The sequence below is a fragment of the Herbaspirillum sp. meg3 genome, assembly GCF_002257565.1.
In the GTDB taxonomy this organism is placed as follows: Bacteria; Pseudomonadota; Gammaproteobacteria; order Burkholderiales; family Burkholderiaceae_D; genus Herbaspirillum.
In genome coordinates, this window is the sequence record NZ_CP022736.1 from 4,738,017 (window position 1) to 4,761,267 (window position 23,251).

General features: G+C 57.0%; 22 protein-coding genes. 2 read left to right on the forward strand and 20 right to left on the reverse strand.

All coding sequences use genetic code 11. From position 1 onward, the window contains the following. Nucleotide 1: 1 nt before the first annotated feature. The 5 genes from hmeg3_RS21340 to hmeg3_RS21360 form a co-directional block, all read right to left on the reverse strand. Nucleotides 2-1,483, reverse strand: a complete 1,482-nt coding sequence (locus hmeg3_RS21340; protein WP_094565529.1) for a MaoC/PaaZ C-terminal domain-containing protein — start codon at nucleotides 1,481-1,483, stop codon at nucleotides 2-4. A gap of 47 nt (nucleotides 1,484-1,530) precedes the next feature. Continuing rightward, complete coding sequence (locus hmeg3_RS21345; protein ID WP_232512035.1) at nucleotides 1,531-2,421, reverse strand: GDP-L-fucose synthase; 891 nt, start codon at nucleotides 2,419-2,421, stop codon at nucleotides 1,531-1,533. A gap of 58 nt (nucleotides 2,422-2,479) precedes the next feature. Next, nucleotides 2,480-3,565, reverse strand: coding sequence for a GDP-mannose 4,6-dehydratase (gmd, locus tag hmeg3_RS21350; protein ID WP_094565531.1), 1,086 nt, complete (start codon nucleotides 3,563-3,565; stop codon nucleotides 2,480-2,482). 50 nt (nucleotides 3,566-3,615) lie between these two features. Next, the gene (rfbA, locus tag hmeg3_RS21355) at nucleotides 3,616-4,515 is read right to left on the reverse strand and encodes a glucose-1-phosphate thymidylyltransferase RfbA (protein ID WP_094565532.1); all 900 of its coding nucleotides are present in this window, start codon (nucleotides 4,513-4,515) and stop codon (nucleotides 3,616-3,618) included. Nucleotides 4,516-4,851: 336 nt separating this feature from the next. After that, nucleotides 4,852-5,733: a glycosyltransferase family A protein gene (locus hmeg3_RS21360; RefSeq protein WP_094565533.1), complete on the reverse strand. Its 882-nt coding sequence runs from the start codon at nucleotides 5,731-5,733 to the stop codon at nucleotides 4,852-4,854. A 144-nt stretch (nucleotides 5,734-5,877) separates the two neighbouring features. Here hmeg3_RS21360 and hmeg3_RS21365 point away from each other — a divergent pair, with 144 nt between their 5' ends. Continuing rightward, nucleotides 5,878-6,696, forward strand: a complete 819-nt coding sequence (locus hmeg3_RS21365) for a symmetrical bis(5'-nucleosyl)-tetraphosphatase (RefSeq protein WP_094565534.1) — start codon at nucleotides 5,878-5,880, stop codon at nucleotides 6,694-6,696. Here hmeg3_RS21365 and hmeg3_RS21370 read toward each other — a convergent pair. The 14 genes from hmeg3_RS21370 to hmeg3_RS21435 all read right to left on the reverse strand — a co-directional run bounded on the left by hmeg3_RS21370 (nucleotide 6,626) and on the right by hmeg3_RS21435 (nucleotide 20,906). Further along, nucleotides 6,626-7,435: a 1-acyl-sn-glycerol-3-phosphate acyltransferase gene (locus hmeg3_RS21370; protein WP_094565535.1), complete on the reverse strand. Its 810-nt coding sequence runs from the start codon at nucleotides 7,433-7,435 to the stop codon at nucleotides 6,626-6,628. The two genes, hmeg3_RS21365 and hmeg3_RS21370, sit on opposite strands and share 71 nt — an antisense overlap. 15 nt (nucleotides 7,436-7,450) lie before the next feature. Continuing rightward, nucleotides 7,451-8,737: a dihydroorotase gene (locus hmeg3_RS21375; RefSeq protein ID WP_094565536.1), complete on the reverse strand. Its 1,287-nt coding sequence runs from the start codon at nucleotides 8,735-8,737 to the stop codon at nucleotides 7,451-7,453. An 80-nt stretch (nucleotides 8,738-8,817) separates the two neighbouring features. Beyond that, entirely contained in the window at nucleotides 8,818-9,777 is a 960-nt protein-coding gene (locus tag hmeg3_RS21380; protein WP_094565537.1) for an aspartate carbamoyltransferase catalytic subunit, read from the reverse strand. Beyond that, complete coding sequence (gene pyrR / locus hmeg3_RS21385; RefSeq protein ID WP_094565538.1) at nucleotides 9,770-10,300, reverse strand: bifunctional pyr operon transcriptional regulator/uracil phosphoribosyltransferase PyrR; 531 nt, start codon at nucleotides 10,298-10,300, stop codon at nucleotides 9,770-9,772. The genes hmeg3_RS21380 and pyrR overlap by 8 nt, the downstream gene beginning before the upstream one ends. After that, a complete protein-coding gene (ruvX, locus tag hmeg3_RS21390; protein WP_094565539.1) occupies nucleotides 10,287-10,679 on the reverse strand; it encodes a Holliday junction resolvase RuvX in 393 nt (130 codons plus the stop codon). Before ruvX ends, pyrR begins: the two co-directional genes overlap by 14 nt. Before the next feature lie 10 nt (nucleotides 10,680-10,689). Next, nucleotides 10,690-11,388, reverse strand: coding sequence for a YqgE/AlgH family protein (locus hmeg3_RS21395; protein ID WP_094565540.1), 699 nt, complete (start codon nucleotides 11,386-11,388; stop codon nucleotides 10,690-10,692). 76 nt (nucleotides 11,389-11,464) lie between these two features. After that, a complete protein-coding gene (locus tag hmeg3_RS21400; RefSeq protein ID WP_094566496.1) occupies nucleotides 11,465-12,880 on the reverse strand; it encodes an amidohydrolase family protein in 1,416 nt (471 codons plus the stop codon). Between the two features lie 15 nt (nucleotides 12,881-12,895). Continuing rightward, entirely contained in the window at nucleotides 12,896-13,687 is a 792-nt protein-coding gene (locus hmeg3_RS21405; protein ID WP_094565541.1) for an ABC transporter permease, read from the reverse strand. Beyond that, on the reverse strand, nucleotides 13,668-14,528 hold the full coding sequence (locus hmeg3_RS21410; RefSeq protein WP_198361904.1) for an ABC transporter ATP-binding protein: 861 nt from the start codon (nucleotides 14,526-14,528) through the stop codon (nucleotides 13,668-13,670). Before hmeg3_RS21410 ends, hmeg3_RS21405 begins: the two co-directional genes overlap by 20 nt. Before the next feature lie 72 nt (nucleotides 14,529-14,600). Next, on the reverse strand, nucleotides 14,601-15,632 hold the full coding sequence (locus hmeg3_RS21415) for an aromatic ring-hydroxylating dioxygenase subunit alpha (protein ID WP_094565542.1): 1,032 nt from the start codon (nucleotides 15,630-15,632) through the stop codon (nucleotides 14,601-14,603). A gap of 109 nt (nucleotides 15,633-15,741) precedes the next feature. Beyond that, nucleotides 15,742-16,767: an isopenicillin N synthase family oxygenase gene (locus tag hmeg3_RS21420; protein ID WP_232511769.1), complete on the reverse strand. Its 1,026-nt coding sequence runs from the start codon at nucleotides 16,765-16,767 to the stop codon at nucleotides 15,742-15,744. Between the two features lie 52 nt (nucleotides 16,768-16,819). After that, a complete protein-coding gene (locus hmeg3_RS21425) occupies nucleotides 16,820-17,764 on the reverse strand; it encodes an ABC transporter substrate-binding protein (RefSeq protein WP_232512036.1) in 945 nt (314 codons plus the stop codon). Between the two features lie 541 nt (nucleotides 17,765-18,305). Beyond that, complete coding sequence (locus tag hmeg3_RS21430; protein ID WP_094565544.1) at nucleotides 18,306-19,868, reverse strand: GMC oxidoreductase; 1,563 nt, start codon at nucleotides 19,866-19,868, stop codon at nucleotides 18,306-18,308. A gap of 153 nt (nucleotides 19,869-20,021) precedes the next feature. Continuing rightward, on the reverse strand, nucleotides 20,022-20,906 hold the full coding sequence (locus hmeg3_RS21435; RefSeq protein WP_094565545.1) for a dienelactone hydrolase family protein: 885 nt from the start codon (nucleotides 20,904-20,906) through the stop codon (nucleotides 20,022-20,024). Here hmeg3_RS21435 and hmeg3_RS24840 point away from each other — a divergent pair. Then, entirely contained in the window at nucleotides 20,905-21,075 is a 171-nt protein-coding gene (locus hmeg3_RS24840; RefSeq protein WP_157739324.1) for a hypothetical protein, read from the forward strand. The two genes, hmeg3_RS21435 and hmeg3_RS24840, sit on opposite strands and share 2 nt — an antisense overlap. A gap of 99 nt (nucleotides 21,076-21,174) precedes the next feature. On the opposite strand, the gene hmeg3_RS21440 is transcribed toward hmeg3_RS24840, so the two are convergent. Continuing rightward, nucleotides 21,175-22,827, reverse strand: a complete 1,653-nt coding sequence (locus tag hmeg3_RS21440) for a methyl-accepting chemotaxis protein (RefSeq protein ID WP_094565546.1) — start codon at nucleotides 22,825-22,827, stop codon at nucleotides 21,175-21,177. Nucleotides 22,828-23,251: the final 424 nt, after the last annotated feature.

Genomic DNA, 23,251 nt, shown 5'->3' on the forward strand with positions numbered 1-23,251 from the left:
TTCAAAGCGCGGCTGTACCTCTGACTGCGGATAGCAGGTAGTCGATGTTGTGTTCTGTCTTCACTTGAAAAATAGAATTGGTCTGATCTGATTTCAAGCGGGGAAGCCGAACCACATGAATTTTTACGTGGTTCAACACACGATTCATGTCCGCAATCATCAACTCTGCCGCAGCCTTGGCCATGGCGTACTCCGTCATGCCGTTGGGACGATCTTCCACGAATACTGTCGAGGGATAAAAAACCCTTATCCTTTTTGTCGCCAGCGCCTCAAGCCGATAGCACAATGCAGAAAACGCATAGACATAGAACTCAAGAAACTTCTGAAAAACGTCCTGACTAAAAATAGTGTTGATCTTCTTAGAAATGACCGGAGTGGGAAAATAAAAAACGGCATCTTTGGTGGCCAGCATAGCGGCTGCGTCACCAATCTGATTGATATCGATCCGTCGGATATCGCAAACACCGGAAAAGCGCTTGTTGATCTCATCCCGCACGCGCTCGGCATCGTCTTTTCCGATTGCATATCCCAGGGTTACCTTGCCACCTCCGGTAGCGATGATCTTTCCTGTCAATTCACCCAGCCCCCGGGAACCTCCAATGACGAAACTGTCCATGGCGCGAAATTCGCTTTCTCCGACAAACGCAGTGAGCTCGTCGAGGCCGGGCTGGCGAACTGGTTCAGGACGACGAAAAGCCTTGATCACTCCGAACAAGGGGCCGTCATCAACCTGCATATCAATCAACTTGATGCGATCTTCGAATTTGCTGACATGAAAACTCAATTGTCGAGTACTACGCCAGCATTCAGCAATCTTGACGTCGAGACTGAGAAACATCGAGTTCAATCCCGGGCATACCATCCCCACGATATACGAGAGCGTAGCAAATGCCTGACAAAAATTTACGCCATATGCTGCGCTGAGTGCTGGATAGATTGAACACACTTGATCGGCAGTACGGTCATTCCACGTCAGATTGGCCGAAAACTGGCTGCACTCTTGCTCAGACAAATTTAATGGTTCTGCCAGCCCACCGACTTCTATAGTTTGCCTGCCGACGGGTGACGTAGCATCGATAGTCCTGGGTTCGCCAAAAAAGAGCGTAATCTTGGTGCAAACGACGCTTGTCAGATATCCGTGGATCACGATACGATCCGCGCTCAACTCCTCCAGGACATAGGTAACTTCTTCGCCGAGATTGACTGCGACCTTGAATTCGCACGCGACACGGTTGATCTCTGTGAGCCGACAGTCTCCTGCGACAAGCATATCGAGAGCCGTCAACAGCAAGTTGACGCCATGTACGACTTGCGCTCCGGACAGAAAACGACGCGCCTTCACAGGATCCATGTGCAGCGGATTACGATCTTGTGAAAATGAGGCAAACGCGGCTTGGTCCATCCCGCCAAACGTTTTTTTACCTATTACTGCCGTTATGCTCAATGCCTCTGCTCCCAGGGCGAGTGCCCGATCTTTTTTCAACCCGGTGTCGTAGCGCGAAGACCGGGTTTCATGTGCGTAAAGACGAGTTACCGCCCCAATGTCGCGAGATAACTTTGATAGGTCTTTGCGATTCCAGAAGGCAGATCCACATTCGCGCGCCACCCCTTGGAGGCAAGCCGCGAGACATCCAGCAGCTTTCTCAGCGTACCGTCCGGCTTGCTGTCATCGAATTCAATCTGGCCTTCAAAGCCAACCGTCTTGAGAATGGTTTCTGCCAGTTCACGAATGGTGACATCTGTACCGGTACCGACATTGTATGAGCCTTCGCCGACACCCTGCTCCATTAAAAACACGCATGCGTCGGCCATGTCGTCCACATACAGAAACTCTCGCATCGGCTTGCCGGAACCCCACACAAGCAGCTTGTCGTCCCCGCGCAGCTTGGCTTCATGCGCCTTGCGCAACAAGGCCGGCAACACATGACTATTGGCCAGGTCGTAGTTGTCGTTAGGTCCATAGAGATTAGTCGGCATGACAGTGACGTAAGAAGTTCCGTATTGTCGATTGAACGACTCACACATCTTCAGGCCGGCAATCTTCGCGATTGCGTATGGCTCATTGGTCTGCTCCAGAGGCCCCGTCAAAAGATAATCCTCACGGATCGGCTGAGGACAGTCCCGCGGATAAATACAAGACGAACCCAAGAACATAAGCTTGTTGACGCCAGCCTGATATGCCCCGCCAATAACATTGGCTTGCATCACCATGTTTTGATAGATGAAATCGGCGCGATAAATGTTGTTAGCTTGGATCCCGCCAACCTTGGCCGCAGCCAGAAATACGTAATCGGGCTTTTCCGTTTCCAGAAAATCCTTGACGCACACCTGGTCGAGCAGATCCAACTCGGCATGCGTACGCGTCACAATATTCGTATAGCCGCCAGCAAGCAATCTGCGCACGATGGCGGAGCCCACCATACCACGGTGACCAGCCACATAGATTTTTGCACTTTTATCGACATCGGACACGATGGCATCACTCCCGGTTGCTCAAGACGGTATAGCCATGACGCTTGACCAACTCGTCCCGCTGCGCAGATTTCAAGTCTTCACGCATCATTTCGCTCACCAGTTCGGCAAAGGTCGTCTTGGGCGACCAGCCTAATTTTTGTTTCGCCTTGCTGGCGTCACCCAACAGTGTCTCCACTTCGGCAGGACGGAAATAACGCGGATCAACAGCGACGATGCACTTGCCGTTGGCGTCATACCCCTTTTCTTCCAGCCCGTCGCCTTCCCAGCGGACTTGCATGTCAATCTCTTTCGCAGCGGCGTCGATAAAATCACGCACGCTATATTGCACGCCGGTGGCGATCACGAAATCTTCAGGCTGCTCCTGCTGCAGCATCAGCCATTGCATTTCGACGTAGTCGCGTGCGTGCCCCCAATCGCGCTTGGCGTTCAGGTTGCCGAGGTATACACAATCCTGTAAGCCGAGCTTGATGCGCGCCAGCGCACGAGTGATTTTGCGCGTCACAAACGTCTCGCCGCGAATCGGACTTTCGTGATTAAACAGAATGCCATTGCAGGCATAAATACCATAGGCTTCGCGGTAATTGACAGTGATCCAGTAGGCATACAGTTTGGCCACAGCGTAAGGACTGCGCGGATAGAAAGGCGTAGTTTCCTTTTGAGGAGTTTCCTGCACCAAGCCATACAGTTCTGATGTAGATGCCTGATAAAAACGCGTCTTCTTTTCCAAGCCAAGTATACGAATTGCTTCCAGAATCCGCAGTGCACCTAATGCGTCAGAGTTGGCAGTATATTCTGGCTCCTCAAACGAAACCGCGACGTGACTCTGCGCAGCAAGGTTATAAATTTCATCCGGCTGCACTTGCTGAATAATGCGGATCAAACTTGTCGAATCGGTCAGATCACCATGATGCAAGGTAAAACGGACGTCTTTTTCATGCGGATCCTGATAGAGATGATCAATGCGATCCGTATTCAGCAGGGAGGTACGGCGCTTTATGCCGTGAACGGCATAGCCTTTCGCCAATAGAAGTTCTGCCAGATACGCGCCATCCTGTCCGGTCACGCCAGTGATAAGTGCAACTTTACTCATTTACAATTCCCAGGTTTCATTACGCGGCAATGCCATCTTGCCGACGTGGGTCAAAATATTTTGTTATTCAGCAAGCGAAGCAAGTATTGTCCATAACTGTTTTTACTATAAAGTTTTGCTCGCTCCTCAAGCTGCTCCGCTGAAATGTATTTTTTGCGGAACGCGATTTCTTCAGGGCATGCAATTTTCAACCCCTGCCGATTCTCGATTGTAGAAATAAACTGGCTGGCGTCCGCAAGCGACTCATGAGTACCCGTGTCAAGCCAAGCCATACCACGCCCCATAACTTCCACATTGAGTTGGTTGCGTTTTAAATACGCCAGATTTACATCGGTAATTTCCAACTCTCCTCGCGCGGATGGTTTGACAGAGCTAGCTATGTCGCACACATCCTTATCGTAAAAATACAAACCTGTGACAGCATAGTTTGATTTCGGCTGCACTGGCTTTTCTTCTATGCTGAGTGCGTGTCGGTCATCATCGAACTCAATGACACCGTAACGTTCCGGGTCGTTGACATAGTAGGCAAAAACATATGCCCCTTCCTGCTGTGTCGATGCGACTCTCAATTGCGACTCAAATTCGTTGCCATAAAAAATATTGTCGCCAAGAATCAATGCACTACGATGGCCATCGATAAATGTGCGCCCAATGGTAAAAGCCTGTGCCAATCCGTCTGGAGAGGGTTGTTCAGCATACGACAGATTGATGCCCCACTGACTGCCATCACCCAGCAAGCGCTGGAAGTGCGGCAAGTCAACCGGTGTCGAGATAATAAGGAACTCACGTATACCCGCCAGCATCAGTGTCGTCAGCGGGTAGTAAATCATCGGCTTGTCATGCACTGGCAACAGTTGCTTGGACACCGCTTGCGTTACCGGATACAGCCTGGTTCCGGAACCTCCTGCAAGGATGATTCCTTTACGCGGATTGTCTAGACTTGCGGTCATGCTCGTATTTTCTTTCAATGCAAATCAGGTAACGACGAAGAAACTTCCCCATCAGTCACCACTCAACCTGTATCGTATTATCCCGATGTAATTTTTTGCCACAGCATAATCAATAGAATAACAATTCTCATTTATGATCGAGCGAGACAGATCCAGCGCTATTTTAAAGGCAGAACATCTAAAATCCTGCGACTGAAGCGAAATGAAACCGTGTTTAAGACAAAAAAGTGGAATTGATCGCAGATTTAGCCCTACATTCCAAATAGTATGTCGAACAGCGTGCATCTCTATTGAGGTAATGCGCCCCTACCGGAGCAAGCCATCTGTGGCGCCGTTTTATATTTTTTCTTCTCTGGTCTTTTTGACAACGACCAATACCTCTTCCCAAATATCTAACAAGGCCACGTCAACTGCTTGCTGCTGGTTTCGAAGCCGGGCAATGCCGAATCTGACGTGCAAAAAGTCAGCAGCGATCTTCATTGGCTGCACCAACGAAACCTTGGCGAAATCGGCCAATCGGGCGCGGCGGCATGCCTCCCATCCAATTGAGCGCCAAAAAGACAGCCGACGGTTCAATAGCTTCTTAAATGAATTGCGATCATCTCGATAGCCCAAAAGAACATCGGAAAGACCGGCGAAGGTGCTTGATTGGTATGTGCTGTACAAGAGCCATTGATCCTCGGCCCCATCGGCAGCAGAGTTGTATTTGTATTGACGAAACCAGTTGATTCGCCCAAACCAAGTTGGATGCGGGAAATGAAAGCCATTCCATGGCTTCCGGCAAATCGTCTCATGCGACGCCGCCACACTTACCACTCCTTTGACGGCTCCTTGGGTATCGAACGTCAGCACCGCAGCGGCAACAAGATCGATTGCATGATTCGCTTCCAGGAATGCCAGCTGTTTCTCAAGGCGCTGTGGAAAACAGATGTCGTCAGCATCCATACGACAAAAATATTCGCCGCGTGCCAACTCGACCGCCTGATTCAACCGATAGGAAATACCTCGATTGTTGCCGTCGGAGATCCATCTAATCCTCTGATCTGGAAAGGCCGCCGCAATCTCGGCCCCACCGTCAACGGAGCCATCATCCAGCAGCAAGAGCTCCCAATTTGTATAGGACTGATTGATAATGGAGCTTATTGCGTCGGCAAGCGTGGCCTCCGCATTGTAAATTGGCAACCCGATTGTGACCAAAGGCCCTGCTTGCAACGTCATTGAAATCGTCTTTGTAGTCAAACTGAGCCGGAAGTATAAACCCTCCTCTGGTGTTGAGCGCGACAACGCTGAGATACTCTGGTGCCGCCCCGTTGAAATATTATTCTGCACGCTCTTTTGCCGCCAAACAACATCATCTTACCTATGCCCACCTACGCCATCGGCGACATCCAAGGCTGCGGCCAGCAATTGCAAAACCTGCTGGCTCTGATCGATAAAACTTCACCCGACGTCAACCTCCTGTTTGTTGGCGACCTCGTCAACCGCGGTCCGCAGTCTCTGGGAACGTTGCGCCAGCTGCGATCACTGGGCCCGCGCGCCAAAGCACTACTGGGCAACCACGATCTGCACTTGTTGGCCGTGTCGCAAGGTATCCGCTCACAACATGCGACAGATACTCTGGACGACATCCTCAACGCCCCCGATCGCGACGAACTGATCGACTGGGTGCGCCATCGTCCGCTGGCCCTGTTTGAACAAGGCCATTTGCTGTTTCACGCAGGAATATTCCCGGAGTGGGATGCTGCAAAGACCATGGCGCTGGCGCATGAGGTGGAGACCATGCTGCGCGGCCCCGACTGGGTCGACTTCCTGCGCCACATGTACGGTAACGAGCCGGCCATCTGGTCAGACGAGCTGGCAGGCTATGACCGCCTGCGCTGCATCATCAACACATTGACACGCATGCGCTTCTGCCGCCCCGACGGCGGCATCGATTTCTCCATAAAAGAAGGACTCGGCGCTGCGCCACCCGGCTATATACCCTGGTTTGACATGCCTGATCGCCAAACTGCAGACATTACTTGCGTATTTGGCCACTGGGCATCGCTGGGACTAACACTGCGCCCCAACCTGATCGGGCTTGACACAGGCTGCGTCTGGGGCGGCAAGCTTACTGCGATACGACTTGAGGATCGGGCCTTATTTCAGGTGCAGTGCTCGCGGGCGGAGCAGTTTGCATGAGATCCTCCGGCACATAACCCAATCCGTCCGCAACCACCTTGCGGGCGGCAACAGCCAGTTCGCGGCGATGCGCGCCGTCGGTTGAAATCGAAGGCAACTGCCTTAATTCCGCCGTCATGGAACGCGCCTTCAGAATCCCCAGAATGCTCTCCACGATGGTCGTGTCGCCGATAAAATCGGCGGCCGGGTGGTAATTCCCCTGCGCATCCAGATAGCGCAGCGCATAAGGTTGGACCGGCACCTTCGCATCAAGTGCGGCTTCAAACAGGTTCGCATGAAACGGCAGCAGCTTGCCCTGCGCCGCGGTCGTTCCTTCCGGGAAGAAGGCGACGCGGTCACCGGCTTCGATACTCTCCACCAATCCCTTGAAAATCCGGCGCACGTCGCTGGCTTTGCCACGCGAGATGAAGATGGTGCCGGTTTTGGCGCATAGCCAACCGATGAAGGGCCAGCTGCGAATGTCGGATTTGGCCACGAAACGGCATGGCTGCATCGAATTCACCACGAAGATGTCGAGCCAGGAGATGTGATTGGCCACGATCAGCGAGCGCGCCGGTGCCGTCACGCCATCTAGCGGATGGATGACGACGCGGATGCCGCAGATGCCCAGCAACTGGCGTGACCAGCGGCGGATATGGCCTTCGCGCCGCGCCGGGCCGATCCAGGGGAAGATGAAGGCGCAAATCGCCATGCCAAGAAACAAATGCGCAACCAGGCGCAGTATGCGAAAAGGAAGCATCGCTTTTTTCCGAGGTTAGCGTTCGAAAGCGATGTGCCCGGCGACGATGGTTGCCTTGACCTGGCCGGTCAGTTCGTAACCGAGGAACGGCGTATGCTTGCCTTGGCTTGCCAAGACTTTGGCTTCCACTGTCCAGCGTGTCTTGGGATCGAAAATACAGACGTCTGCAACGTCGCCGACCTTGAGCCCGCCCGCGGGCAAACCTGCCACGCGCGCGGCATCGGTGGTGACCTTGGCGACGGCTTTGCTCAGCACCTCGGATTCCTTGACGCCTGAATCTTCCGCCCATTTCAACGAAAGCGACAGCAACAGTTCCAGACCGGTGGCGCCTGGCGAGGCTTCGCCGAAAGGCAGCAGTTTCTCGTCGTCATCGACCGGCGTGTGATCGGAACAGATTGCATCGATCGTGCCGTCCAGCAGCGCAGCGCGGATCGCATCGCGATCCCGCTGCGAGCGAAATGGCGGATTGACGCGCGCGTTGGAGTCGAAGAAACCGATGTCCATGTCCGACAAATGAATGTGATGCGCACCAACGTCGCAAGTCACCGGCAAGCCTTCGCGCTTGGCGGCACGCACCAGCTCAAGGCCGGCAGCTGAGGACATGCGGCACAGATGGACACGGGCGCGCGTCGAGCGCACCAGTTCGAAGATGGTGTAGAGCGCGATCGTCTCCGACATCACCGGCACGCCGGACAAACCCAGGCGCGAGGCGGCAGGGCCGCTATGTGCGATGCCGTGGCGGCCGAGGTGCGGGTCCTGCGGACGCAGCCAGACGGTGTAGTTGAAGGTCTTGGCGTATTGCAGCGAACTCAGCAATACGGTGGTGTCGAGGATAGGTTCATCGGCTTGCGAAAAACCGACGCAACCGGCTTCGGTCAACTCGGCCATTTCGGTCAGGGCTTTGCCTTTCAGACCGACAGTCAGCGCGCCCAACGGATAGACGTGCGCCTGATTGAGGGACTTGGCGCGGTGCTTGAGCATTTCAACCAAACCGGGCTCATCAAGCACAGGATCGGTGTCCGGCGGGCACAGCAGACTGGTGACACCACCTTGCATGGCAGCTTGCATTTCGGATTCCAGCGTGGCCTTGTACTCGTAACCCGGCTCGCGCAAGCGTGCGCTCAGATCAACCAGGCCTGGGGCAACCGCCAAGCCGGTTGCATCGATGGTTTTGTCGGCCGCGAAGTCAGCCGGCGCCTTGCCGATACCGACCACTTTGCCGTCGGCGATGAATACGTCTTGTTGCGCGTCGATATTGTTGGCAGGGTCGACCAATCGGCCGTTCTTGATATGCAGTTTCATGCGCTCTATTCCACTCTTGTCCGCGTTGAATCTATGTTGAATTCGTTGTTGCCTGGCTTGCCTCGGTTGCTTGAGGCTGCTTAGTTACCTGCGACGATGCTCATCACCGCCATGCGTACCGCGATACCAAACGTCACCTGTGGCAGGATCACCGCTTGCGGGCCGTCGGCCACCGCCGAGTCGATCTCGACGCCGCGGTTCATCGGGCCAGGATGCATCACGATGGCGTCCGGCTTGGCCAGCGCCAGACGTTCAGGCGTCAGGCCGTAGCTCTTGAAGAACTCCTGCGCCGACGGCAGCAAGGCGCCACTCATGCGCTCGTTCTGCAAGCGCAGCATGATGATGACGTCAACGTCCTTCAGGCCTTCTTCCATGTTGTGGAAGACGCGCACGCCCATCTGCTCCAGCCCGCTGGGCAGCAATGTGCTCGGGCCGATGGCGCGCACTTCCGGCACACCCAGCGTGGTCAGACCGTGGATATCGGAACGCGCCACGCGGCTGTGCAAAATGTCGCCGACAATGGCCACGCGCAGGTTGGTGAAATCCTTCTTGTAGTGACGGATCGTGTACATGTCCAGCAAGCCCTGCGTCGGATGCGCATGGCGGCCGTCGCCGGCGTTGACCACGTGTACGTGTGACTGCCTGGTGTCGATCAGATGCTTGGCGATCAGATAAGGCGCGCCCGACTGCGAATGGCGCACCACGAACATGTCGGCGTGCATCGCGGCCAGGTTGTCGATGGTGTCGAGCAGTGACTCACCCTTGCTGGCACTGGAAGCGGAAATATTCAGGTTGATGACGTCGGCCGACAGACGCTTCGAGGCGATCTCGAAGGTGGTACGCGTACGCGTGGAGTTCTCGAAGAACAGGTTGAACACACTCTTGCCGCGCATCAGCGGCACCTTCTTCACTTCGCGGTCGCCGATGCTGACGAAGGACGATGCGGTGTCGAGAATATTGGTGATGATTGCTTTGGGCAGACCTTCGATGGTCAGCAGATGTTGCAGTTCGCCGTTCTTGTTCAGTTGTGGATTAAGCATGGACCACCGTCAGGGAAAATCGGCCGTCGTCGGCGCGTTGCAGTTGCAGGGATTGGTTGTCGGCGAGCACAATCGTCTCGGCCAGGAAGTCAGCGGCGATCGGCAGTTCGCGGCCGCCGCGGTCGACCAGCGACGCCAGCAGGATGCGCGCCGGGCGGCCGTAGTCGAACAGCTCGTTGATCGCGGCGCGCGTGGTGCGGCCGGTGTAGAGCACGTCGTCGACCAGCACGATGGTCGCGCCTTCGACGTCAAAACCGATCTGGCTCGGCTTGACGTCCGGACGCAGGCCCTTCTCGGCAAAGTCGTCGCGATAGAAGGAAACGTCGATGAAGCCAAGCCTGTCGTTCAGTTGCAGCTCGGCAGCCAGACGTTCAGCCAGCCAGGCGCCACCGGAATGGATGCCGACGACGGCGGCGTGCTCGACGCCGTTCAAACCCGCTTTGACTTGCTGCGCCAGCTTGGCATACAGCGCCTCGGCGTCCAGCGACGGTAAGGAAGTGTTAGGTATATTAGGGGTGCTCATGGGAGTCGTCGAAATATTGCTGCAAAATAATGGCGGCGGCCTCGGCGTCGATATGCTCGCCGCGGCGTTGTTCGATCACTGCCGAGGAATAGCGCTCGTCGACCAGCACCGTCTCGACACCGAAGCGGCCGTGCAGTTGGTTGGCGAAGCGGCGGCAGCGCACGGTCATTTCGTGTTCGGCGCCATCGGGATGGCTGGGCAGACCGACGATGCAGCGCGTCGGTGTCCACTCCTCGATCAGCTTGCCGAGTTCGGCAAACTTGCCGTCGTTGGTGGCGGCGCTGATGATAGTCAAAGGCTGGGCTTGCTTGATCAGGGTATTGCCGATTGCCACGCCGATGCGCTTTAAGCCGAAGTCGAAGGCCAGGAGCGTTTCCACGGAGTCCTGCTCAGGCCCGGCCGAAATCGCCGCTGAGCATGACCGGGTCGATGCCCAGCAAGGCCAGCGCTGCAGTGAAGCGTTGCTCCACCGGCAAGTCGAAGATGATGGATGGATCGGCTTTGACGGTCAGCCAGCCGTTGCGGCCGAGTTCTTCTTCCAGCTGACCGGCGCTCCAGCCCGAGCAACCCAGACTGACCAGCACCTGCTGCGGCCCGTCGCCGTGGGCGACTGCTTCCAGCACGTCTTTGGAGGTAGTCAGGGAAATGCCGTCGGTCACCTGCAAGGTAGATGAGAACTGGCTCATCGCCGTATGCAGCACGAAACCGCGCTCGACCTGCACCGGACCACCGAACATCACCGGGCTGCGATACAGCTCGGGGACGGCGTCAGGCGAATCGTGAATGATTTCAAGCTTGAGATTGATGCGATCAAACAAGACATCCATGGTCATGTCGGTCGGCTTGTTGATGACGACGCCGAGCGCGCCGTTCTGATTGTGCTCGCACAGATACACCACGGTGCCGCCGAAAATCGGGTCCAGCATCGAGGGCATTGCTATCAGGAAATGATTGGTCAGGTCGAACTCGGGAGCCAGTTTGGCGGCCTTGTCGGAGCTTGCAGCAAAATCGGAGGTTTCCGTCGCGTCGAAGGCTGCGTCGGAGGTGTCGGCGGAGAAGGCTTTACGTCGCTTGATCATACCCGCCATTTTAGCAGTTTTACGGCAAATCCCCCAGCCCGGCGGCGAGCACCTGCTTTGCGCCCACCGGCCGGAGTGGATCGCCCTAGGCTGCCAACAAACGCCGTGTCGCTGCTCTTGCCTCCCGCCCCAGCGCCACCAGATCGACACCGGGAATGTTGTCCTCCTCGACCACCGCCTTGCCGGCCACGTACAAGGCCTTCAGATACGGCCGCCCGCCGCCGACCACCGGCCCCAGCGCCGGGTCGTGCAGCCCGAAGTAGCGCGGATCGTCCAGACGGTACAGCGCAATGTCAGCCTGTTGTCCGACTTGCAAGCCATCAAGGCCTCCCAGCCCCAGCACTCTGGCGCCGCCGGTTGTACCCCAGCGCACCACGTCTTCCACTGTCGCGGCATCGGCACCGCCTTCGAAACTGCCGCCGGCATAGGACGGCGTGGCTTCCTGACCGCGCCGCGCACGCTGCATCAGCCAGGCGGCGTGCGCTTCCGACACCATATCGGCGGCTTCGTTGGAAGCAGCACCGTCGACACCGATGGAAATCGGCACGCCCGCCTCTTCCAGTTGGCGGATCGGCGCGATGCCGCTGCCGAGTCGGCCGTTGCTTTGCGGACAATGCGCGATGCCGGTGCCGGTCTTGCCGAGCAAGGCGATTTCAGACGGATCGAGTTTGACCAGATGAGCGAACCAGACGTCGCTGCCGAGCCAGTCGCAGCGCTCGGCGAATTCCACCGGTGTGCACTGGTGCTTGCCCTGCGCGGTTTCCTGATAGCCGACGGTCTCCGACAAATGGCTATGCAGGCGCACACCGGCACGGCGCGCAAAGCCGGCCATGGTGCGCAACTCTTCCGGCGTGGCCGAATACAGCGGCGTGGTCGGCGCCATCACGACGCGGCGCATCGCGGTTGGCGACGGGTCGTGGTAACGCTGAATCAGGCGCTCCATGTCGGTGAGATAGCCGTCCAGCGTTTCCGGCCGCAACGCAGTCGGCAATTCGGCTTCCAGCTGACGCGTCTGCGTCGCGCCGCCACGGCACAGTACAAAGCGCAATCCGAGCGCTTCAGCTTCTTCAAACAAAATCGCCGAGGTGTCGTAAGGCATGCCGGGGTAGTACAAGTAGTTGTGATCGGCCACCGTGCCGCAGCCGGAACGCATCAGCTCCACCAGGCCGATACGCGCAGCCAGGCGAAACAGCTTTTCGTCGAATTTGGCGCGGTAGCGATAAGGTGTCGCCGCCAGCCACGGCGTCAGTGAAGCATTGATGCCTTCGGGATCGCCCTTGAGCATGGACTGGAACAGATGATGATGCGTGTTCACCCACGACGGGTAGGCGATGCAATCGGTGGCATCGACAATTGTCTCGCCCGGCAAGGGGGAAAGTTTGCCGATGGCATCAATGACGCCGTCAACCACACGGATGTCCGGTCCGGCATGACGGGCCGCCGCACCGGGCAAGCCGGTCATGATGGCGTCGATGTTGCTGATCAAGAAAGAAGTCGTCATTGTCTGCATATTCGTTCAACCCATTTCACTTTCGTGCCATCCGGCCAGCGCCACGCGCGACAAGGCCATCATGGCGAGGAACAACACGATCCCGGTCACGGTAATCAAAAACAGCGCCGCAAACAAGCGCGGAATGTTCAGCTGAAAACCCGCCTGCAAAATCTGATACGCCAGCCCCGATCCGGTACCGCCGGTGCCGGCGACAAACTCCGCCACCACCGCGCCGATGAGCGCCAGACCGCTGGAAATCCGCAAGCCGCCGAAGAAGTACGGCAAGGCGCTGGGAATGCGCAAGCGACGCAAGGTCTGCCAGCGCGAGGCCTTGTTCAGTTTGAACAGATTCAGCAAACCCGGATTGACGCTGCGCAGTCCCAATGTCGTATTCGAGATGATGGGAAACAGCGCCATGATGGTCGCGCAGATCACCAGCGCAAAGGTCGGCTCCTTGACCCAGATGATGATCAACGGTGCGATGGCGACAATCGGCGTCACCTGCAGGATGATCGCGTAGGGGAAGAAACTGACTTCGATGAAACGGCTCTGCACGAACACGAACGCGATCGCCACACCCAGCAGCACCGACAGCACGAAGGCCATGAAGGTGATCTTCAATGTCACCAGCAGCGAATCGGACAGCAAGCCCCAATCCGCCACCAGCGTCTTGGCAATCACCAACGGTGTCGGCACCAGATAGACCGGCACTTCCAGCGCCACGCAGATCAGTTGCCAGGCCAGCAGCAGCAGCACGCCGATCATCAAGGGCGCGGCAATGCGCAGAAATTTCGGATTAGTGATGAGCGGCGTCATGTGCCCCTCCTTCTTGATTTTCTTGATTGGCTAGCGTCAGGTAATCGGACAGGATCTTGCAATACCCCATGAATTCCGGCGAGATGCGGAAAGCGTCGTCGCGCATACCGCCGGCCCCCGGCGCCTCGATCGGCACGTCCGCAATCACGCGCCCCGGCCGCGCCGCCATCACCACCACGCGGCTCGACAGATACACCGCTTCGTAAATGCTGTGCGTGACGAACACCACGGTCAGGTCTTGCTGGCTCCAGATCTTGCGCAGATCGGCGTCAAGCTTGTTGCGCGTGAACTCATCGAGCGCGCCGAACGGCTCGTCCATCAGCAACAGATTTGGCCGCGTCGCCAGCGCACGCGCTATCGAGGCGCGCATCTGCATGCCACCCGACAGTTCACGCGGATAGGCATCCTCAAAGCGATCCAGCCCCACAAGCTTGAGCGCATCGCGCACGCGCACGTCGCTTTCAGTACGCGGCATATGCTTGAGCTCAAGCGGCAGACGCACGTTTTGCACCACCGATGCCCACGGCATCAGCGTCGCTTCCTGAAACACCATCGCCAGCGTGCGATCTGGCGTACCGACCGTCGCCAGGTTCTTGCCCCACCAGCGGATGTGACCGTGTGACGGCTCCTCCAGCCCGGCGAACATTTTCAGCAGCGTGCTCTTGCCGCAGCCGGACGGGCCTAGCAGCGAGACGAACTCGCCGCGCTTGATGTCCAGCCTGACCTCGTCCAGTGCGCGCGTACCGTTGCGGTAGGTCTTTTCGACACGGTTCGCGCTCAGCACGGTGTTCGACACATCCGCCGCATCGGCGCCATATTCACCGGAAACCGGCAGCGGCATCGTCATGTCATCTCTTTTCATCATCGCCTCTTGCATCGCATTCATGGTTGCCTCGCTTCACGTGACCCACCGTCACACCTGGTTGTCGCTGCCGAACACTTCCGTCTCGCCATGCTCTTCCAGCAATTGCAGCAAAGCGCGGCGCATGATCAGTCCGGGACGGTCGGACGCCATGTGAAATTCCTGCTTGCGGCGCGTATCGATACAGGCATCGGGATCGGTGGCTTCGAGAATTTCGCGATCCTCGTCCAGGATCGGCTTGTCCCAGGCGATCAGCTCCGCCTCCGGGCAATCCTCTTCGGTGTCGTTGCGGTACAGCCATTGCGCCAGCATGATGGTGCCGTCGTCGATCGGCGTGGAGCAGTTGTAGATGATGTGATGCCGGCCGGACACCGGATACTGGCAACCGAAACGGCGCACGAAAGGCAAATACCAGCGGTTGAACATATGGCGCATGGTGACATCGTCGGTAGTGCCGGTGACGCGATAGCTGGCCGGGATATTCTTGATCGGTACCAGCGTCTCTGCCTCGAAGCCGTAGTCGGTTTCGGTGATCTCGTACTTCTCAGGCTTGGGCTGATCGTACAGACCGAAAGTGGCGCGATGCACGTAGCTGAAGTGCGAATTGTCGAAGGAGTTTTCCATCATGCGCAGCGGGCTGGTTTCCCAACGCTGATAGAACTGGAAGATGCGCCGATAGCCCGGCTGGCTCTCTTCCGGGAAATCGGGAATCGGACGCAGCGGATCTTCCAGCGCCACCCAGACGTAGCCGTAGCGTTCCTGGCAATGATATGGCTTGACCTTGGCGCCGGCCGGAATCGCGCCATCCGGATTTTGCGGAATGCGCACGCAAGCGCCGGAGCAGTCATACGTCCAGCCGTGATAACCGCAAACGATGTTGCCCTTCTCCACAAAGCCCTTCGACAGTTGCGCAGTGCGATGGCAGCAGCGGTCCTGCAAGGCAGCCGGCGTACCGTCTTCCTTGAGCCAGAGAACAATCTTCTCGCCCAGCAAAGTAAATGGCTTGGGGCCGTCCTTGAGCATGGAAACAGGCATCAGGGCGTACCAGAAACGGCGCAGGACTTTTTGTTTCGTAACCAGCATGGTGCAAACTCCTTTAAAACCGGCCATGTCGTTCTGCGCTTGCAGGGACAAGGCCAAGCGGCCGGCGCGCCATCATGGTCGCCTTCGCCGCGAATTCGATCTGATCAAACTACGATGCCGCAGCCAGCACGCTGGCGGCGCCAAAGGTTTCGCGTACTTTTTGTGCGAGGTAGTCGCCGATGGTGCAGGGTGCATAACGCGCCGGATGTTCATCGGAACAGCATGACGGCAGGCACGACACCGTGACCGCATGGTCGCCATCCATGAAAAACGGCAGCGAATAACGCGGCACCGGATTGTCGTTGCGCACGCGGTGTGCATTGCTGTGATAAACGTCGTTGCTCCAGCGCTGCAGCAGGTCACCGATATTGACCACGAAACTGCCATGGATCGGCGTCGCGCGCACCCAGTCGCCATCGGCGTTACGCACTTCCAGACCGCCGATATCGTCTTGCGCGAGGATGGTGACCAGCCCCCAGTCGGTATGGGCGCCGGCGCCGATCTGGTTGTGCTGCGCGTCGGCGGGCTGCGGCGGATAGTGCAGCATGCGCTGCGTGGCGATGGGTGTGCCGAGTGCGAAGTAAAAGAAGTCCTCAGGCAGTTGCAGCGATAAGGCGATGATCGACAACAATCGCTGTGAGAGGACGCTCATGGCGGCGTGATATTGCTGTGCATGCGTGCGCATGCCGGGCAACTCCTCCGGCCAGAGGTTGTGGCCGTAGCGCAGCACGCCTTGCTGCACATAAGGATGATCAAGCGGCAGATCGGTGCCGAACTGGAAGCCCTCTTTGAGATCGGTCGGGCCATCATCCAGCGCCTGCGTGCCGATACGCTCATAGCCGAAACCAGCCGGCGACAGCGACATGTCGACCCCGCGCTTCACTGCATCAGGAGCAGCAAAGAAACGCCGCGCCCAGTCGAATTGCCCATCAACCAGACTTTGCGGTACGCCGTGATTGACCAGATAAAAGAAGCCGACATCGCGGGCAATCTTGTGGATCTCCCAGGCGACGGCTTCACGCTTGCCGAGGTCCTGTGAAAACGCATCGGCGAAATCAATGACCGGCAGGCGCTGCGCGGTCTTGGGTGGTGTGTAGAGAATCATGGCGTCCTCACGCAAATGAACTTCAGACATCCGATCTGCGCTAATGAAAGGCGCAGACCGGCAAGCAGCGATGAAGCGCCAATCAAGGCATCACATGCATGTCTTTGACGAACTGCGTGGTGTACGCCTTGTGCCAATCGACATCGGCCTTCAGCAGACCGGTCGACACCATGGTGTCGTAGGTTTTCTTCCAGCGCTCATCCGTCATGATGCCGATGCCTTGCTTGGCGGCGTCGCCACCGGTGACGACTTTCAGTTCCTTGAGTTTCTTGAGCGCGTAAGCCAGTTGCTCGTCGCCCATTTCCTTGTTGTCTTTTTTGATCAGCGCGTTACCCGCAGACGGATCTTCCAGATAGCTCTTCCAGCCTTCGGCGGTGGCCTTGACGAAGCGTTTCACCAGATCAGGCTTGGTCGCCACCATTTTTTGCAGCGTGATGATGGTGGTGCCGTAAGGCGGATAACCTTCTTGTGCGAACAGGAAGAAGTTGGCCTTGGCGCCGGTCTTTTCCGCCTGGAACAATTCCGACGACGGATAGGCTTGCTGAACGATATTCGGATCGGCGAAGAATGGTTGCAAGTTGAAGGTGTAGGCCTTCGATTGTGCGTCGGTGTAGCCGTATTTGGCTTTCAACCACGGCCACCAGCTCGACTGACCGGAACCGGCCACCAGAATCGTCTTGTCCTTCAGCGCACCAAGATTAGGCACATCGGCGTGCGTCATCATGCCTTGCAGATCGGACTGAAATGAAGTGCCGACCGTCACCAGCGGCAAGCCCTGCTCGATACCCTTCAACACGGTGAAGTCGTAACCCATGCTGAAGTCGGCCTGGCCGGCGACCAGGATCTGCATGTTGTTGACTTGCGGCCCGCCCATCTTGATGGTGACGTCCATGCCGTATTTCTTATAGATCCCTTTGGCGACGGCCTGATAGAAACCGCCGTGTTCAGCCTGGGCGTACCAGTTGCTCAGCAAGGTCACTTTCTCTTGCGCATGCACTGCTGCATGCAGGCAGACCATGGCCATCATGCCGGCCGCCAGGCTTGTCCAACGTAGTCGCTTGCTCATCATGCCTTCCTTTCAGTGAGTTGATTGACAAAAAACGGGCGCCGCATGCGCTGTGCAATACGGTCGCAAGACGCAACAAGACCGGCAGACGCAAGGTCGGCCGATCGTACAAACAGGAAATAGGGAGAAAAGAAGTTGCCGCACCCGCAAGGCGTGCAGGCGGAACAAGCAGACAAGCAGAAATGGCGGAGGGGCCTGAATACGGTTAGCAGCATCATTCTCTCGTGTCGTATTGAACGAAGTACCAGCCCACCGGCAACGCCAGTGGCTTCACGAGCAATGTCCCACGATCGGGATAATGTCCGACCGCTAACCGCTTCTACTCAGATTTTGAATAAGCAAAGCTTGTGCCACGACCGGCCGCATAAGGATTTATTCCGAAGACCGAGCGAAGCGCCGCATGCAAGTATCGTTTTGAGCAACCCTTCTCACTCATCTTGGTGCGAAACAGGAAGAGAGCAGCCGTGCCGCGCCCTAAAATGGCGCTCACGGTGTCGCATGGTCAGGCGAAATCCTTTTTCTGTATCTCGGCGATACAGCGCTCCGCCAGGGCGGTGATTGTTACGAAAGGATTGACCCCTGTACTGCCTGGAATCATCGAGCCGTCAATGACGTAGAGATTCCGATATCCCTTGACCCTGCCATACATGTCGCTGGCGCGGCCAAGCACGCAGCCACCCAGGGGGTGGTAGCAAATGTCGTCGCCAATACCGTTATGAAACAGCAAATGCGCGATGGTGCCGCCGTTGTCATCGTTCAGCTTATCGATGAGGTTTCTGGTCGCTGCCACCGATTGCTTAGTGAAATTCTCCGGCAGGCGCAATTGCAGCGCTTTGCTGGTTTTGTCATAGGTGAAAGTACCGCGATCGGGATTACGCGTGATGGCAAGGTAAAGCGTGCTCCATGCTTCCAGTCCGATCGGCAGCGGCGCTATTTCGGCAAATACCGGATGCGCAGGGTTGTTCCAGTCGTCGATTGCCATCACGGGAATACTGGATTGACTGGCGCCGGTTCCCGGCCTGACGAAATTGCGGCCGGTCATGACGTTGCCATTGTTTCCCCAATATTTGCCGACATCCTCGCTGAGATCCGGCAAGCCGCCTGTCGCCTTGGCCTTGAGCAAAATGGACGCGGTGCCGACACTGCCCGCGCAGATAAAGAGATATTTGCAGGTGAAGACTTTCGTCTGCACCACGGCGCCGGAGGTGTCGAGACAATTGACATCGAGCTTGTAGCCGTTGCCTTCGGCTGCGACGCCGGCAACTTCATGCAAGGTAAGAATCTCCACCAGACCAGTCTTGCGTGCTGCCGCGAGATACGTCTTGTCGAGACTGTTCTTGCCGGCATTGTTGCCATAGATGACCTCACCGCCCAGCGCCGAGCGATAGGCGGTACCGGCGTCCTCCTGCTCCATGTAGTTGAAGTCGTAGACGTTGGGCACGAAGGTCGTCTTGTAACCGGACTTGTGCGCCTGCTGTTGAGCAACGCGTGAAAATCGATACCATTCGGAGCGCTCAAAGAAGGCTGGGGCGATGAGGTTGGCCTTCAGCGTCCGGTTGGCCAGGGGGAAATAGCGCGCATACATCTCTGCCGCGTCAATCTCCGGAAATAGTTCCTCGAAGTAGGCGCGCCTGGGAGTGACCGCCATGCCGCCATTGACCAGCGAACCGCCGCCCACGCCGCGACCTGCATAAATTTTCAGGCCGCCGAGCTCCATGCGATCCAGCACGCCGGTATATTTTTTGAAAGAGAAAACATTGCCGAACGGCGCAATGCTGCCGTCCTTGAGCCATGACGAACGATGGTCCGGCGGCATCATCTTGCTGAAGGTATCGTGGCGGGAGGTGACGGGCCATTCCATGCCCATCTCCAACATCAGCACGCGCACACCTTTTTGTGCCAGACGCAGCGCTGCTACCGAAGCGCCATAGCCGGTACCGACAATGATGACGGGATGTTCAGGCGGGATTTGCTTTCGCCCGGCGAGTGTGGAGGCGAAGGTTCCCGGCGTGCCTGCCGCCAATGCGGCCAGGGCGCCGAGTTTGAGAAAGTCTTTGCGCTGCATGATCAATCGTGAAGTTACGGAGGAAAGGGATGCTGCTTGAAATCCCTTTGCTGCTCCGTAAAACTCACTGGATTGACGCAAAAACAACGCCAATATCATCAATGCAATTGAACCAGATTCAAATTTTATTGATGATCAGATGGTCACCGGCAATCAGCCCACGCCATGCGCTTTGAACCATTCCGTGGCGCGCTTCCAGCCTTCCTTGGCGTCCGCTTCCACATAGCTCGGACGGTAGTCGGCGTTGAAGGCGTGGCCGGAATTCGGGAATACGACAAACTCCGATTTGTTGCCGGTCTTGGCCAGCGCTTCTTTCATCTGCTCCACGGTGGCGACCGGAATGCCGCCATCCTTGCCGCCATACAGACCCAGCACCGGTACCTTCAGCGTCGGTGCGATATCGATCGGATGCTGCGGCTGCAGCGCGGTCTTTTCGCCGACGATACGGCCGTACCAGGCCGCGCCCGCCTTGATCTTCGGGTTGCGTGCGCAGTACAGCCAGACCACGCGGCCGCCCCAGCAGAAACCGTTGATCCCCATCTTGTCGGGATTGCCGCCGTTGTCCTTGGCCCAGGCGACATAGGCATCGAGGTCGCCAAAGATCTGCTCGTCCGGCACCTTGGAGATGATTTCCTTGTTCAGTTCGGCAATGGTCGGATAGATCGCCGGATTGCCCTGGCGCACGAAAAAGTCCGGCGCAATCGCCAGATAACCCAATTTGGCAAATCGGCGAGCGATGTCGGCAATATGTTCATGCACGCCGAAGATTTCGGAGATGACGAAGATCACCGGCAAGTTGGTTTTGCCTTCCGGCTGCGCGCGATAGGCCGGCACTTTGGTGCCGTTGACCATCACGCTGACCTCGCCTGCCGTCAGACCGGCGGTGTCGGTCTTGATCATGGTTTGCGCGCACACCGGCAGTACCGCTGCGGCAAATCCGGTACCCAGAGCCGTCTTGATGAAAGTACGGCGATTGCCGGCATCCAGCAGGCCGGTGGTACCGACCAGGCTGTCGACATCGTTCTTCAGATCGTTCATGAAAATCTCCAGTTCAGAATTCAAAACAGAATGGCGTGAGGAAATGATGGGCGCCTGGCAACATGCCGACGGCTGTGTTGGATCGGGCGCCACAGAAAAAGACAAACAAGACAAACAAAAGCCAGACAGAAAATCGATAGCACGGTGGATACAAACACGGCCCGCCTGATGTTGTTTCAGGCAGGCCGCGCTGCTTTTCCTGCTCAGGGCATTCTACAAGAGTTGCGGAATGATTTGCACTCCATGCGACACATTCGACCAGGTTTGCTTAGGCCGTCACGCCATCCGGCAATTCCGGATGCATCGGCGTGATATCGATGGTGCGCTGTGCCGGTTGCGCCATGCCGATCTGGCGGCCGTCCAGTTTGAACACACTGACCAGTTGCGTCAGGTTACCGGCCTGATCCTGCAGTGACTGTGCAGCAGCAGCAGCCTGCTCCACCAGCGCAGCATTCTGTTGCGTCATGTCGTCGATCTGAATAATGGCTTCGTTGACCTGCTCAATGCCACTGCTTTGTTCGGTATTGGCACTGGTAATTTCCGACATCACATCCGTGACGCGGCGGATGCTGGTGACGATATCATTCATCGTCACACCGGCCTGCTCCACCAGCTTGCTGCCGGCGCCAACGCGTTCAACCGAATCGCCGATCAGCACCTTGATTTCCTTGGCTGCGCTGGCCGAACGTTGCGCCAGGCTGCGCACTTCCGACGCCACCACCGCAAAACCGCGTCCCTGCTCGCCGGCGCGCGCTGCTTCCACAGCAGCATTCAAGGCCAGGATATTGGTCTGGAATGCGATACCGTCGATCACGCTGATGATATCCACGACCTTTTGCGACGAGGCGTTAATGGACTCCATCGTCGCAACCACTTGCGACACGATGCTGCCACCCTGCACCGCGACATCCGATGCTGCCACCGCGAGCTGATTCGCCTGCAAGGCATTCTCGGCATTTTGCTTGACGGTGGAATTGAGCTGCTCCATCGACGAAGCTGTTTCCTCCAGCGAACCGGCTTGTTGTTCGGTACGCGCCGACAGGTCGAGATTGCCGCGCGCGATTTCAGTCGACGCGGTGCTGATGGTTTCGGAGCCGGCGCGCACTTGCGTGACGATCGCGGCGAGCTTGTCGCGCATGACGCTCATCGCGGCCAGCAAGCTTTCCTGATCGCCCTTTTTGGTTTCGATATGCACGGCGAGGTCGCCGTCAGCAATCTGCCCGGCAATGCTGACGGCATAGTCCGGCTCACCGCCCAGCTTTTGGAGCAAGTTGCGCGTAATCCATACCGCTGCGAGCAGCGCCGTGATGATGCCGACTGCACTGGTGACCAGCATCAGCCAACGCGCAGCGTCATAAGCTTTGGTGCTGTCGCGCGCCGCATCCTGATTGAGTCTGTCTTCGATGGCATTCAGCGCGGTCAGCTCCGCCTGCCATTTCTTTTGCGTCGGCAGGTAGTCCTCTTTGAGGAATTGCGCCAGTTCATACGCTTCCCGCTTAAGACCAAGGTCGACAGCCTGGTCGATCAGCTTGTGTGCGGTATCGGCCTGCGCCTTGATTTTTGGCAGCGCAGCTTTTTCTTCGGGCTGTGTGCCGGGTTCAGAGTCGAACATCTTGTGCAGTTTCTGTTCTGCGGCGAGATATTTCTGCGTCTGCGCCTTGATGTAGGCCGCTTCCTTCTCGATGTCCTCGGCGCCGCCTTGCAGCATCAGATTGCGCAGGGAAATCGAACGCTCTTGTACTGTCTCCATCATCTCGGTGACGAGCTTGGATTCCGGATTATTAACGCTCACGACGTCCAGAAACCGCCGTTGCATCTGATCCATGTTGTACAGACCGAACACCGTCACAAGCATCAGCAACAGCACCACCCACGCGAACCCCAACCCCAGCCGCGTTCCCACCTTCATCCCTGCAACCATGACGCCTCCTCGTTCTTCTACCTGATCCGATGATCCCGAGAAGCCCCTGCGCCCTGAAACCGGCACTACGAATACGTCGACCTGCTTTGCTTTGTTTTCCGTCGACGCACCGCCAACTTCACTGCACAACAGCTTCGTGTCTCTTGTCTGCTTGTTTAATGTATTTCGTGGTCCCCCACCGTCATCGAGCGATGACGATGATGCAACTTTTATCGTTACTTCTTTTTTGTTGTGTTTATTTCAAGTACGGCAAATTCAATGCTGCAGCATATTCTGCACCATGCTGCACATGCTCGCAGGAATGTTAATGAAGGGCAAGCGGGGAAAGAGATATCGCGCGACGCCTATGCGACCGCACAAAAGAAGAAAAGAGGTATTCAGACAACATTTAACAGGTCCGTGAAGCGTAGCGAGCAAGCCGCTG